The 14,017-nt window shown below is 66.6% G+C and carries 10 protein-coding genes; 8 read left to right on the top strand and 2 right to left on the bottom strand.

Annotation, left to right across the window (positions count from 1 at the left end):
• Positions 1–193 precede the first annotated feature (193 nt).
• Both OG272_RS18775 and OG272_RS18770 read left to right on the top strand, forming a co-directional pair.
• Positions 194–1,753 carry a hypothetical protein gene (locus OG272_RS18775; protein WP_405894125.1) on the top strand — a complete coding sequence of 520 codons (1,560 nt, stop codon included), beginning with the start codon at positions 194–196 and terminating at the stop codon, positions 1,751–1,753.
• A gap of 234 nt (positions 1,754–1,987) precedes the next feature.
• Positions 1,988–3,220 (top strand): winged helix DNA-binding domain-containing protein, encoded by a 1,233-nt coding sequence (locus tag OG272_RS18770; protein ID WP_405894123.1) that lies wholly within the window; start codon positions 1,988–1,990, stop codon positions 3,218–3,220.
• 991 nt (positions 3,221–4,211) lie between these two features.
• On the opposite strand, the gene OG272_RS18765 is transcribed toward OG272_RS18770, so the two are convergent.
• Positions 4,212–4,658 carry a WD40 repeat domain-containing protein gene (locus OG272_RS18765; protein WP_405896035.1) on the bottom strand — a complete coding sequence of 149 codons (447 nt, stop codon included), beginning with the start codon at positions 4,656–4,658 and terminating at the stop codon, positions 4,212–4,214.
• A gap of 106 nt (positions 4,659–4,764) precedes the next feature.
• On the opposite strand from OG272_RS18765, the gene OG272_RS18760 reads away from it, so the two are divergent.
• The 5 genes from OG272_RS18760 (at position 4,765) to OG272_RS18740 (ending at position 9,859) form a co-directional block, all read left to right on the top strand.
• Positions 4,765–6,000 (top strand): helix-turn-helix domain-containing protein, encoded by a 1,236-nt coding sequence (locus tag OG272_RS18760; protein ID WP_405894122.1) that lies wholly within the window; start codon positions 4,765–4,767, stop codon positions 5,998–6,000.
• Positions 5,997–6,560, top strand: a complete 564-nt coding sequence (locus tag OG272_RS18755; protein WP_405894120.1) for a flavoprotein — start codon at positions 5,997–5,999, stop codon at positions 6,558–6,560. Before OG272_RS18760 ends, OG272_RS18755 begins: the two co-directional genes overlap by 4 nt.
• A 279-nt stretch (positions 6,561–6,839) precedes the next feature.
• On the top strand, positions 6,840–8,198 hold the full coding sequence (locus OG272_RS18750) for a hypothetical protein (RefSeq protein WP_405894118.1): 1,359 nt from the start codon (positions 6,840–6,842) through the stop codon (positions 8,196–8,198).
• Positions 8,199–8,240: 42 nt separating this feature from the next.
• Positions 8,241–8,915, top strand: a complete 675-nt coding sequence (locus tag OG272_RS18745) for a class I SAM-dependent methyltransferase (RefSeq protein WP_405894116.1) — start codon at positions 8,241–8,243, stop codon at positions 8,913–8,915.
• Positions 8,916–8,935: 20 nt separating this feature from the next.
• Positions 8,936–9,859, top strand: a complete 924-nt coding sequence (locus OG272_RS18740; RefSeq protein WP_405894114.1) for a glycosyltransferase family 2 protein — start codon at positions 8,936–8,938, stop codon at positions 9,857–9,859.
• Between the two features lie 63 nt (positions 9,860–9,922).
• Here the strand turns inward: OG272_RS18740 and OG272_RS18735 are convergent, their stop codons facing one another.
• Positions 9,923–12,562 carry a valine--tRNA ligase gene (locus OG272_RS18735; RefSeq protein WP_405894112.1) on the bottom strand — a complete coding sequence of 880 codons (2,640 nt, stop codon included), beginning with the start codon at positions 12,560–12,562 and terminating at the stop codon, positions 9,923–9,925.
• A gap of 459 nt (positions 12,563–13,021) precedes the next feature.
• Here OG272_RS18735 and OG272_RS18730 point away from each other — a divergent pair, with 459 nt between their 5' ends.
• Positions 13,022–14,005 (top strand): HNH endonuclease, encoded by a 984-nt coding sequence (locus OG272_RS18730; RefSeq protein WP_405894110.1) that lies wholly within the window; start codon positions 13,022–13,024, stop codon positions 14,003–14,005.
• Positions 14,006–14,017: the final 12 nt, after the last annotated feature.

Here is a 14,017-nt window from a genome sequence, read left to right as displayed (position 1 = left end):
GCCTGGCATGCTCATGCATGGCTACTGGGGGGTAACCGCCGTGTGCGCACCGTCCTCAGGACGGTTGTGCCGCCACGGCCCACCCCCCACCGCCAGGTGTCATCTCTCGACTCGCACCCGCTTTCCGTCATTTCCCCTTCCTCTCACCCCTCCTGAAGCGCACCCCCCTGTCACCGCTCCCGAGGACTCACGCGTGTACAAGCTCAGAAGACATGCCCTGGTTTCGGCACTCTCGGCGATCACCGTCGCGACCCTGCTCGCCACCGGCTGCTCCACCGACTCCCCCTCCACCGCCGACAAGGCGGCCGCCACGACGGCCGAGACCTCCGGGCCCGGGGCGGCCGAGGAGCAACTCGCCGTCGTGTCCGCCCCGACGGGCGACGCCACCCCCACCGCCGTGGCCGACGCGAACGCGGCCGACCAGGGCAAGGCCGAGAAGTCCCCGCTCAAGGTCGCCTCGTACGACAGGAAGAGCGGCCGGGCGGTCATCTCGACACCGCCGTCCGATGCGAAGCCCGAGCCGACGGCGACCCCGTCGAAGACGGCCTCCGCTTCCCCGGACCCGGACGAGGACGCGGGCTCCGGCGCGGACTCGGACACGTCCCAGGGCACCGACGCCGGCACCGGCACCGACGCCGGCACCGAGGGCGAGGCCGGTACCGAGGGCGAGGCCGCCAAGCCGAAGGCCGCCGTGGCCGTAGGCGACGTCATAGCCAGCGCCCCCGCGCCCGGCGCCCCCGACGGTGTCCTGGCCGAGGTGACAGACATCGTCGAGACCGCGGCGGACGGCGCCACGACGGTCGAGACGGAGCCCGCCAAGCTCAACTCCGTCCTGGGCGAGAGTGAGGCGGACGGCACGGTCCCCGTCGACCCGTCCACCCTGGAGGTCGACCCGCTCGTCCAGGGCGTGAAGGTCTCCTGGGCGAAGACCGGCGACCTCACCTTCGGCCCCGAGGGCGCGAAGCTCCCGCTGGGCAGCCTGCGCATCGACGTGGGCGCCGCCGTGGAGACCGCACCCGGCGCCCCCGCCTCGGCGGCCGCGTCGGTCGAGGGCTTCGTCCAACTCGCCCCCGAGGTCGCCTTCTCGTACGACGGTTCCGGGTCCGGCACGGGCTCCTCGCCCGGCGGCGCGTTCCTGGGCCTCACCGGCGACTGGGCCTCCCAGTGGTCGCTGAAGGGCCGCGCGGCCGGCTCGACCGACGGCAAGCCGATCCGTATCCCCTTCGCCGAACTGCACGCCGACCCCGTGATCCAGGTCGGCCCGGTCCCGATCGTCGTCAACCTGGACCTCGTCTGCTACTTCCAGGTCGACGCCGACGGCCGCGTCACGGTCGACGTCGAGCAGGACCTCAAGGGCGACTTCCGCGTCGGCGGCAACTTCACCTGGGCCAAGGGCTGGCAGGGCGTCAGCGAGTCCCACATGACCGGCGAGCCCCTGAAGACGACGGTCACCGCCGTCGGCGACGTCAAGGCCGCGATGGGCGCCGAGGCGACGGTCGGCCTCTACGGCACGGTCGGCGTCACCGCCGACGTCGCCCCGTACCTCCGCGCCGAGGCCGACGCGACGGCCGAGGGCTCGGCCGACGGCACCGGCTCCGTCTCCGGCTCGTGGGCCCTGTACGGAGGCATCGACCTCACCGGCACCCTCAACCTCCAACTCTCCATCTTCGGCACCCCGATCTTCCAGACGAAGATCCCCCTCGGCGCCCTGCACGAGGAGTGGCTGCTGACGAAGGGCGAGGCGAAGACGTAGTAGATCGCGGTAGACCGCGCCCTGTTGGACCGCAGGCCCTGCCCCACCTCCGAGTGGGGCAGGGCCTGCGCCTTTCGTCCGACTGATGACGCGGCCATCCCCACCGCGGCGCCCCAACCCACTGGACCCACTGAGCCGCTGCACCCATTGCACCCACTGAGCCGCTGAAGCCGCTGGAACCACCCGACCCGAACCCTTGCTCCCAGGGCGCCCTCGGCGGGAGAGAATCGCGCCATGGGGACCAAGAAGCTCACCGCCCGCGCACTCAACCGCGCCACACTCGCCCGCCAACTCCTCCTCACCCGCGAGCCGTTGGAAGTGACCGAGGCGGTACGCCGCGTCGTGGCCCTCCAGGCCCAGCAGCCGGCCTCCCCGTACATCGCCCTGTGGAACCGCCTCGCCCCCTTCGACCCCACAGCCCTGGACGCGGCGCTCACCGACCACCGCCTGGTCAGATCAACCCTGATGCGGATCACCCTCCACACCGTCCACGCCGACGACTACGCCCCCTTCCGCGAGGCCATGGAGCCCACCCTCCGCGGCTCCCGCCTGGGCGACCCCCGCTTCAAGGCCTCCGGCCTGACCGCCGCCGACGCGGACGCCCTCCTCCCACCGCTCCTGAAGCACGCCGAGGGCCACCCCCGCACGGCCGCCGAACTGAAGACCTGGCTGGAGGCCCAGGTAGGCAGGCCCTTGGACACCAGCGCCCACCGCCTCCTGCGCCAGTACGCCCCCCTCTGGCACCAACCGACCGGAGCCCCCTGGTCCTTCACCACCCGCCAGTCGTACGTCACCGCTACCACACCCCCGTCCCTCACCGACCCGGAAGCCGCCGCCGAGGGCCTGAAAACCCTGATCCGCCGCTACTTGGCCGGCTTCGGCCCGGCGACGGTCGCGGACATGGCCCAGTTCGCACTGGTCCACCGCCCACGGGTGAGGACGGAGCTGCGGTCACTCGTGGACGAGGGCGAACTCGACGTACTCCAGCCATCGGAAGGCAAGGAGGCGCTCTACGACCTCCCCGACGCCCCTCGCCCCCCAGCGGACACCCCCGCCCCACCCCGCCTGATGGCCATGTGGGACAGCACACTCCTCGCCTACGCCGACCGCAGCCGCGTCCTCCCCGCCGAGTACCGCAAGTACGTGACCCGCATGAACGGCGACGTACTGCCGACGCTGCTGGTGGACGGGTACGTGGCGGGCATATGGCGCCTGGTGCCCCCGGCGGAGAGCAAACCGGATGGGGGGCGGAACGAGCCCGGCGGCCCGGACGACGGACCCGGGGCGATCGAGGCGACGGCCTTCCACCCCCTCCCCGAGGAGACCTGGACCGCCCTGGCCTCAGAGGCGGCAGGCCTGACGACCTTCCTCACCACCCGCGACCCGGCCCCCTACCGCCGCTACGACCACTGGTGGGCCAAGCCCCTCCCAGCCACGGCGGAGACCCGCGTGCTGCCCGGCGCCTGACCACGCGGCGGACGCCTCGTAGGAACACGGGTGGAGGCCTAACGTAACGGCATGCGGGACAAGCGCATCACTCAGAACCAGGACACCGCGGACAGAGAGCAAGCGGACAGACAGGCAACCGTGCAGGAGCAGGCATCCGCCGTCCGCGTACTCCTCCACCACCTCCACATCCCCCTGGGCCCGAAGCAGTACCTACGAGGGGTCCTGCCCGCCCCCAAAAAGCCGCCCGGCCCTCCGCCTCGCGACGGGCCGCCGCAAGGCCACACCCCCCGGACCTCTACGTCTACGAGATCCCCCTCACCGACGCCGACAACGAGCCCACGACTTCCCACCACATCCTCGCCCTCCTCCGAGCCGCCCACCGAGGCACCGCCCTGTATTCCTCAAGCCGCCTCGCGAAAACGATGGGCATGCTCCTCATCCACCTGGACCCGGCGGAAGACGCCACCACCAAGGAATCCCCCACCTACCGCCAGACCACCTTCCTGACCACCCTCACCTGCCCACCCTCACCGGACGAAGCCCCTTCCCCCTCTCCCTCATCGGCTTCCTCCCCATGACCCCCGACACCCTCCGCCTGTACCTGTCCCCACCGGAACCCCCGGCCCCCTGGCCGCCGATGTACGCCTCTCGGGCCCCCTGACAGCCATCGAGGCCGCCCTCCCAGCCCTGCTCACGGAGAAGGAACGTTGGAAGAAGGACAAGACGGATCCGCACTGCTGGCGGCGGGTGGACTTGACCGACTGGTCGGGGTCCTGAGCCGCAGCAAGAGTCGTCGCATGGCCGCGACGCCCTGGAGCCGACGAGTACTTGCTGCATACCGACGATAGGACGGTCGAGCCGCAGCTGTGATCAGGGGTCCGAAGGCAGCATGTGGTGGCTCCGTTCGTCGTCGCTGAGGACGCGGAGACCCGGCCACGGGCTGCCGCTTCCAGACGGACGAAATCGGGCTCGGCGGGCCATACGCGAGCGCTGCCGTCCGAGGACCCGGTCAGCAGGCGTGTGCCGTCCCGGGGACCAGGCGACGGAGATCACCTATGTCCTGGTGCACTCCGATGATGGCGATCTCCTCAAGGGTGTCGGACGCCCAGACGCGTACGGGGCGGTCGTCGGACCCGATGGCGATGAGTCGGCCGTCCGGTGAACACGCGACGCGTGAACATGACCCTCGTCCCCCTTGAGCACCTCGATGCGGCGGCCCGTCGCGGTGTCCCAGACGGCCACGGTCCAGTCGCCGGGGGGCGACGCGCTCTTCGTCCGGGGACCAAGTGACATCGTTGGCGTAGTTCTCGTGGCCACGCAGCGCTGTGAGCTGTCGGCATTCGGCGATGGCCCACAGCCGGCAGGGCGGCGCACCACCCTGGCCAAGCGGGCCTTCGCCGACGCCGAAGATTTGATCACCGTTGTCCGCCGGGGGGACTCCCCGTGTCCCCGCCATGACGGCATCACGCATTCACGGTCAGTAGTGAGGACTTCCAGGCTGATCATCACTATCGCGGGCACAGCTATCGTGGGCGAGGCCCTTACGTCTAGGGAGGCCGTGCATGCGTGGGCTCGGAGATCACCTGACCATCGGTGAGCGGATCGCCTTCCACCGGAGGCGACGCGGCTACACACAGCAGGTGTTGGCCGGCCTGGTGGGGCGCAGCACGGACTGGTTGGCGAAAGCGGAGTCGGGTCGGCGAAAGCCTCCCCGTATCGACATGCTTGCCGAACTGGCCCGTGTGCTCCGAGTGCCGCTTGGCGAGTTGCTCGGGAAACCTGTCCTGATGGAGGACGAGAGACAACAGGACGACGTACCGGCTGTCCGGGACGCCCTGATGAGCCCGCGCCGCCTGTCGCGGTTGCTCTTCGGGCCTGAGGCGGAGAACCAGCTCCCGAGCCCCGGTCCAGTGGCTCCGACTGTCGAAACGGCATGGGACGACTACCAGGCGGGTCGGCTCGGCAGGGTGATCGCTGCGCTTCCTGGACTCCTTCAGATCGCCCAGGGGCTGGAGGATCGTGCTGTGCGTTCCGCCGCAGAGCGCATGGATTCCTGGGCAGTCTCAGCACGTATTCACCATCTTGCAGCTACGACACTTGCCAAGGTGGGAGAGTCCGACATGTCGTGGCTGGCTGCGGAGAGAGCCATGAGGGCTGCCGATGAGTCGGAGGATGCGCTGGTATTGGCCTCCGCTGCACGATCGGGTACTCATGCCCTACTGGCCAATGGCAGGTATGACGATGCGCTGGAATTGGCGGTCGCCGCGTCGAGATGGCTGTCTGCCCGGATCGAGCAGAGCGATCCCGCTGCAGTGAGCTTGCTGGGCATGATCCACCTTCGGGCGGCGATCGCCGCAGCCCGGCATCAGGACCGCTCGACAGCCATGAGTCTGTTGGGCCGTGCCGAGGAGTTGGCCGAACGACTTGGCTCGGACGGTAACCATTGGCACACATGCTTTGGCCCCACGAACGTCATGCTGCATCGGCTTTCGGCCGAACTGGATCTCGACAACGTTTCGTACGTCGTGGAACACGGCGAGGTCGATGTGGACCACATGGCAGCCGAGCGAGGGGTTTCGCATCGCATCGACTTCGCCCGAGCGCTGTCTCTGGCCGGGCGACTGGACGACTCGTTCGCTGAACTGCGCGCAGCCGAGTCCGTGTCCCCGCAACTCGTGCGGAACAATCCTCGTGTCCGTGACACGCTGCGGGACCTGATCAAACAATCTCCGGTCACGGGCGGTGCTCGGTCGTCGGAGTTGTTCGTAATGGCTCAACGTTGTAGGGCGGTGCAGTGAGCACAAGCAGGGGCTGGACTCTGGGAGTTGTGGGTTCCAGTGCTGGAGGTGTCGAGTCCTTGCGGACTGGGCTCGTCGAGCCCGCTCTCTCCCGAGGGTGGCGGGTGGCTGTGGCGCTCACGCCGACTGCAGCTCAGTGGCTCCGTACGAGCGGTGAGATCGACCGTTTGGAGGAGCTGACCGGCCTGGCCGTCCGGTACGAAGCACGCTTGCCCGGTGATGCCAGTCCGCATCCGAAGGTGGACTGTTACGTGGTCGCCCCTGCCAGCGCCAATACGGTGGCCAAGCTCGCGACCGGTATCGCCGACAACCAAGCACTGACGCAGGTCGGAGAAGCCATCGGCACTCTTGGCTTGCCTGTTGTGGTGTTCCCCCGGGTCAACGCGGCTCACGCCCGCCATCCCGCATGGAAGCGTCACATTACGGCACTGCGAGACGCCGATGTCCATCTCGTCTACGGGCCCGACGTCTGGCCACTGTACGAGCCGCGGGAAGCGCCTGTCGAACGTCCGTTGCCGTGGTCTGCTGTGCTCGACGCAGCCGACCGAGCGATGGAATGACGACCCGTCAACCTAGTTGAGCTGCAGCGACACAAGGACCCGGACAGACTGTCCGGGTCGTTTTTTTGTCACCCACCCAACATTGCTGTCATGCCGATGGCGTGTGAGCAGCATGGACTGGCATCGAACTGGCCGGACCGCAGCTGAATTTCGGCAAGTCGCGGGCGCCTTTTCCTCCATCGCTCGCGTACCACGCAGAACGGGCTTGTGGTGAAGTGCGCTCAAAAGACGAACAACCAGAAATGCACGCTGGGAATCCTAGGAAAGGTTAGTCCTGTGATGGCTGCACATCATCTCATTGTGGTCGGTTTCGATGCGATAGTCGCCAACAAATACCTTCCTTGCATCCAGAACGCTGTCCGGTTGGGCCATATCGACTCCTATTCCATCATCGACCTGGAGTCCCAGAGGTCGGCAATCGAGCAGCGTGTTCGCGCCGTTGACCTGAAGCCGCGAGGAATCGTCTACCTTCCGGACTCCGAGGCTCGAGTGCAGGAGACGCCGCAGGTAGTCATTGCAGCCGCAGTACGACGCCTCTGTGTACCAGGCGCCCCGGCGAAGGTATACATCGCCACGGAAGTACGGGCGCACGAGGCATATCTTCGGTTCTGTGTGGAGAACCACATCAACTCGCTCGTTGAGAAACCCGTGTTGGCCTCCATGGTCGACGGTCGTTTCAAGCCGTCGTGCATCACCAAGACCATGGAGGAGCTCATCGGAGTCTCCAGTGACTCGCCGGTGAAACACTCGGTCATGACCTTGAGTCGCTACCACCAGATTTACAACCAGAAGGTGATCGCTTCGCTCAAGGAGAGGATTGAGAGATGGGAAGCTCCCGTGACTTCCTTCCATCTTCGGGCGGCCGGCGGAGTGTGGAATCTCCAGCGCGAGTTCGAGAGCCGCGACGATCACCCGTACAAGTACGGCTACGGAATGATGATGCACGGCGCGTACCACTACGTCGATCTCGCGACGCAGATCCTCTCGCTCAACTCTGCCCTGTTCCCTGAGCGCCAGTTCAAACTGGAGCTCAGCGGCTTCGGCGCGTTCCCCATCGACCAGCACCAGCGGATGTCCCGGCCGATCACGAGGAGGTTCCAGGACTGTGATCCGCTCTGGGCAGATGACGCCGACGACGGCTTCCGGTTCGGCGAGACCGACGTAACCTCCACGTTCCGTCTCGTCGACATCGCGTCGGGCAGGACGGTCTCGCTCGGCACGCTGTCCTTCGAGCAGACCACCCCTTCCATCCGGAACTGGGACGAGCTCCCTCCGGACCTTTACAACGTGAACGGCCGCACTTCGAGCGTCGACATGGAGGCCCAGATGGCGACGCTGTTCTCCACGCACGTCCACTGCTACGACATCCCTCGTGGTGTCAGCGCAGACGGGATCGACGCCTTCGCCCGTGTGACCACGCGCGCCAACGCCACCCTCCTTCCCGACGAGCAGTACGTGTCGGAGGAGTCGTTCGACGGGCTGTTCCACAGCGACAGCAACCGTCAGCTCATGGAGCACTGGCTGAACGGCACGGAGGAGCGGAGCTCCCTGGCCAGCCACCTCCTCCCCATGAAGGTGACCGAGGCGCTCGCCTCAGCGGTCCACACTCCGGGCCGCTTGATCGAGGTCCCGTTCTAGTGGCTCGCAGTGCCCATCTCACAGGCACTGAGGAGGAGTTCAATGGCTGACCTTGTATCGAAGGCGTCCGTACATGCCTTCTACGTGGACGCAATCCAGCGAGAGAGGAACACGGCGGAGAACCTCCAGGCCCCGACATCGGAGCGGTTCAACCTGCTCCTGGACTCGGTCGGGGAAGGGACTCCGCGGACGGCTTTAGACATCGGTTACGGCGCAGGGAACCACACCGTTGCCATGGCTCGGGCGGGGTTCAGAGTGGTTGCTGTCGACCAGGTCCCCAGCAGCGTGCTCCTGCGGCGCCTGGACGGGCAAGGGGACTTGGCCCAGCGAATCGACGTACGGGAGTCGCTCGTTGAGGAGTACGCCATCGACCGGGACTTCGGGATAGTCGTCGCCAAGGACGTACTGCATTACCTCGCAGAACCCGACGTCGAGTCCGTGCTGGAGAGCGCGGTCGCCAACGCACGGTCAAAGAACTATCACTACCTTGAGGTCTTCACATCGATCACTCGCAGATCCGCAGAGGGTCGGCTCCGGCAAATCGAGGGTGAAGCAGGCTACTCGCCCGAGTCTTTCCAGCGCCTCATCGAGCGTGTCTACCACCGGTGGGACGTCACGCTGCTCTGGGATGAGCACGCCGAAACAGACAGCCGAACCGGGGCCAACTGTTTCGAAGCGGTCCGCGCCACCGTCATTGCGGCAAACACGTCGGCCTGATCAGGAACAGGGAGATCATCGTGAAGTCGACCACGCCAGCAGGGATCAGTTTCGTCATCCCTTGCTTCAACTCGGGCGATTACCTTATCGAGGCCGTGGATTCCCTCATCGGGCAACCGCACGTGTTCCCGTACGAGGCCCTGATCGTGGATGACGGATCGGACGATGAGAGCACGCTCAGCGCGATCGCAGCATGCGGCGATCGACCGGAGGTACGGGTAATCCGCCTCGGTCGCAGCGGGCACCACGCAGCCAGAAACGCTGGTGTCGAAGCCGCAGGCTTCGAGTACGTCATGCAGCTCGATGCCGACGACCGCCTCGCCACCGCTCCGGAACTCCTCGCAGACGGCAGCTATCCGGACCGCGCGGTTGAGATGCTCCGGACACACGACCACGTGGCCTTCGTCCACACGATGTCCCGCATGATCGGCGAATTCGAGGGCCTCACCATCTCCTCGTATCCGTGCCGGGAGGAGCTGGTGCTGCGCAAGCACCACGTGCCCACTTCGATCGTCTACCGCCGTGACGACGCGATCCGCGGCGGCATGTACGACCCGCAGGTACTGAAGTGGGGGGACTGGGCGTTCGCCGTGAACCTACTCGCCGGGCGTTTCCGCAACGGAGCCCATAACGCCATCGTGTGCATCTCCGGCCCGCTCCATGAGTACCGGGTGCACTCGCGTGGCCGGCGCGTGTCCAACGCCGCGATCTCCGAGTTCGACATGACCCTCCTCGTGGTCAAGAAGAACCTCGACCTGTTCCAGCACCACTTCCAGCGCGACGGCAGTGCAGAAGACATTGCCCGAGACGTCCTCGCGTCGAAGCCCTCTCGACTCGACGACCTGATTCGCATGGCCACGCACGACATCGAGCAGGCCCTGACGGTCGCTCGCCAGAGAGAGTTCACCTTGGCGAGTCCGTTCGAGTGCCTGGGAATTCCGTAACCGCCGCACACTCAAGCAAGAAGCCCCGGACCACGGTCCGGGGCTTCTTCACTGGCCTGGCCGCTAGGCAGATGGCAGATTGTCGATCTGGGTCTGGAGACGGACGATGTCCTCCTCCGCCTTGGCGAGGCGGGCGCGGATCTTGTCGACCACGTTGTCCGGGGCTTTGGCCAGGAACGCCTCGTTGCCGAGCTTGGCCTGTGCCTGGGCCTTCTCCTTCTCGGCCGCGGCGAGGTCCTTGGCGAGGCGCTTGCGTTCGGCCTCGACGTCGATCGTGCCGGAGAGGTCGAGTGCGACCGTGGCGCGGGCGATGGGGAGCGTCGCGGTTGCGTTGAAGTCGTCGCCTTCCGGCTGGAGACGGAGCAGCTGGCGGATGGCGGCCTCGTGGGCAGCGAGCTGCGTGCCCGACAGGTCCAGACGGGCCGGGACCTTCTGACCCGGCTGCAGACCCTGGTCGGAGCGGAAGCGGCGGACCTCCGTGATCACCTGCTGGAGGTTCTCGATCTCGGCCTCGGCTGCCGGGTCGCGGAATCCGCTGTCCGTCGGCCAGTCGGCGATCACGATGGATTCGCGGCCGGTCAACGTCGTCCACAGGCTCTCGGTGACGAACGGGACGATCGGGTGGAGGAGGCGCAGGGTGACGTCGAGGACCTCGCCCAGCACGCGGCTGGAGACCTTCGCCTGCTCGCCGCCCTCGAAGAAGGTGGTCTTGGACAGCTCGACGTACCAGTCGAAGACCTCGTCCCAGGCGAAGTGGTAGAGGGAGTCGGCGAGCTTCGCGAACTGGTAGTCGTCGTAGTACGCGTCCGCCTCGGCGACGGTCGCGTTGAGCCGGGACAGGATCCATCGGTCCGTGGCCGAGAGCTTTTCGACGGGCGGGAGGTCACCCTCGATTGTGGCGCCGTTCATGAGAGCGAAGCGCGTGGCGTTCCAAATCTTGTTGGCGAAGTTCCGGGACGCCTGCACCCAGTCCTCGCCGATCGGCACGTCGGTACCGGGGTTGGCGCCCCTGGCCAGGGTGAAGCGGACGGCGTCCGAGCCGTACTTGTCCATCCAGTCCAGGGGGTTCACGGTGTTGCCGAAGGACTTCGACATCTTCTTGCCGAACTCGTCGCGGACCATGCCGTGGAACGCGATGGTGCGGAACGGGACTTCGCCGTCCATGGCGTACAGGCCGAACATCATCATGCGGGCGACCCAGAAGAACATGAGGTCGTAGCCGGTGACGAGAACGGAGTTCGGATAGAACTTCTCCAAGTCCGGGGTCTGTTCAGGCCACCCGAGGGTGGAGAAGGGCCAGAGGCCGGAGGAGAACCAGGTGTCAAGGACGTCAGTGTCCTGGGTCCAGCCCTCGCCCGTCGGCGGCTGCTCGTCGGGGCCGACACAGACCGTCTCACCGTTCGGGCCGTGCCAGACCGGGATGCGGTGGCCCCACCACAACTGACGTGAGATACACCAGTCGTTGAGGTTGTCGACCCAGTCGAAGTACCGCTGGGACATGTCGGCGGGGTGGATGTTCACACGTCCGTCGCGGACCGCGTCACCGGCAGCCTCGGCAAGCGTCTCGACCTTGACCCACCACTGCATGGACAGGCGCGGTTCCAGCGTTGTCTTGCAGCGCGAGCAGTGCCCGACCGAGTGAACGTACGGGCGCTTCTCGGCGACGATGCGGCCCTCGGCGCGCAGAGCGGCGACGATCGTGGAACGAGCCTCGAAACGGTCGAGGCCCTCGAACGGACCGTGCACGGTGATGACACCGCGCTCGTCCATGACGGTCAACGACTCCAGACCGTGCCGCTGGCCGATGGCGAAGTCGTTCGGGTCGTGGGCGGGAGTCACCTTGACGGCGCCGGTGCCGAACTCGGGGTCGACGTGTGTGTCCGCGACGACCGGGATGGTCCGATCAGTCAAGGGCAGCTTGATCTGCTTGCCGATGAGGGACGCGTACCGCTCATCGTCGGGGTGGACCGCGACAGCGGTGTCACCGAGCATCGTCTCGGCGCGGGTCGTCGCGACGACGAGAGTGTCCTCGCCCTCGCCGTACTTGATGGAGACGAGCTCGCCGTCGTCGTCCTGGTAGTCGACCTCGATGTCCGAAATCGCAGTCAGACAACGCGGGCACCAGTTGATGATGCGCTCGGCCCGGTAGATCAGGCCGTCGTCGAACATCTTCTTGAAGACGGTCTGAACGGCCCTGGAGAGGCCCTCGTCCATGGTGAAGCGGTCCCGGCTCCAGGCGACACCGTTGCCGAGACGACGCATCTGACCGGCGATCTGACCGCCGGACTCCGCCTTCCACTGCCAGACACGGTCGACGAAGGCCTCGCGTCCGAGATCGTGGCGGGACTTGCCCTCCTTGGCGAGCTCCCGCTCGACCACGTTCTGCGTGGCGATTCCGGCGTGGTCCATGCCCGGCTGCCACAGCGTCTCGTAGCCCTGCATCCGCTTGCGACGGGTCAGGGCGTCGATCAACGTGTGCTCGAAGGCGTGGCCCAGGTGCAGGGAGCCCGTGACGTTCGGCGGCGGGATGACGATGGTGTACGCGGGCCTGTCGCTCTTCGCGTCGGCCTCGAAGTGACCCCGATCTACCCAGCGCTCGTACAGCATCCCCTCTACCTCGGCCGGCGCGTACTGAGTCGGCAGTTCGGGGGAGCTGTTCGGCCCGCTGTCGGGGCGCTGAGAGTTATCGGTCACGACGGCCATTCTAGGGGCCGGGCGTCTTCGCCCTCGCCTGACTTTCCCTTGGGGAGCGGGCCTGGGTCAGGACATGAAAGTGGCCGCACGAAGGCAATCAAGTGTGACCAAGAACGCTCCCGTGCGGCCGTGGTCAGCTTACCCCGTCGACGCGCGTGCGCCTGCGCACTGCAGGGCGACGGGCGGGCAGCGGACTTTCAGCCGCGGTTGGCGCGCCTTCGATACGGACGCCCTGACGGCTCCGCGGAGGGCCGCATCGTCGGCCGTTCCCCGTCCATGCACGCTCGCTCGCAGGCAACCGTGCCGTTGGCGGCGACCTCGCGGCTCGCACGGCATACCCGGATACCGAACGCCCCACCAAGGTGTCGCCGAGTCTCCTGGAGGAGTGGATGCCGGCTCGCCCAACTGGCCGTACCGGGCGCGCGGGTCCCCGAGCCCGCTGTCAGTGTGGACTCCTAAGATCGTGTCATGGACGAGACAATGATCAGCACGGGGGAAGCGGTCGGCAGAGCTTGGTCGTTCCTGATCGCAGGCGAGGAACGGCAGTTCCAAGGTAACGCCGGTTACGAGGACGTCGTTGAGGAGTCCTACAGCTACGACTCGACGGTGGGCAACCATCGGCGTGTCGCACTGGGCGATCTTGTCGTGATTCGAAGCAGTCGAGAAGCTCTCGGCATCGGCTATGTCGAGCAGTTGGAGATCCTTCCGAACCGAGAGAAACTCCGGAGCAGGTGTCCTGGCTGCGGGAGCACCGGCTTCAAGGAGCGGACCTCAATGCGTCCCCGATTCAGGTGCAGTCCGTGCGGAATGGCATTCGACCGCCCCTCCGCAGAAACGATAAAGGTGACGTCCTACAGGGCCCACTACGGAGGAACCTGGCAGGCGCTCGAGGGTTGCCTCGAAAGGGCCTTGCTCTCCGAGCTCAGCTTGAGCAGGTCCGACCAACAGTCGATCAAAGCCATGGATTATTCCGGGATCCTTGCGGCCGTCGCCTCCAGGGGCATACGACTTCCCCGCAGGAGACCGGCATCTGTCGACGCATGGTCTCGTCCGTTCGAGCTGCCCGGCGGGCGCTGGCGCACAACGGTTGCAGTGCGACGCGGGCAGGACGCGTTCCGCCGGGCGCTGGTCCGCAGATACGGGATGATCTGTGCGGTCACGGGGCCGGCCCCTGCAGAAGTTCTCGAGGCCGCGCATCTCCGTTCCTTCGCGATCACGGAGCAGCACAGAGTTGAGCAAGGCCTCCTCTTTCGCTCGGACATTCATCGCCTCTTCGACAGCGGACTCTTGGCGATCAGATCCGATGACTTCATCGTCCAGGTTGCTCCGAGCCTCGGCGGCTACGCCGGCTACAGCGAATTGGACGGCACCCCCATACGAATACCGACCCCGGAGCTGATCGACCGGCGTGCTCTGTCGGAGCACTACGCGGCAACTGTCGCCACTTGGTGACTGGAGGCGTCG

It is taken from the genome of Streptomyces sp. NBC_00104 (assembly GCF_045160825.1).
Lineage (GTDB): Bacteria > Actinomycetota > Actinomycetes > Streptomycetales > Streptomycetaceae > Streptomyces.
The sequence above is the reverse complement of the archived record's forward strand: the minus strand, read 5'-3'. Positions and strand labels throughout refer to the sequence as shown.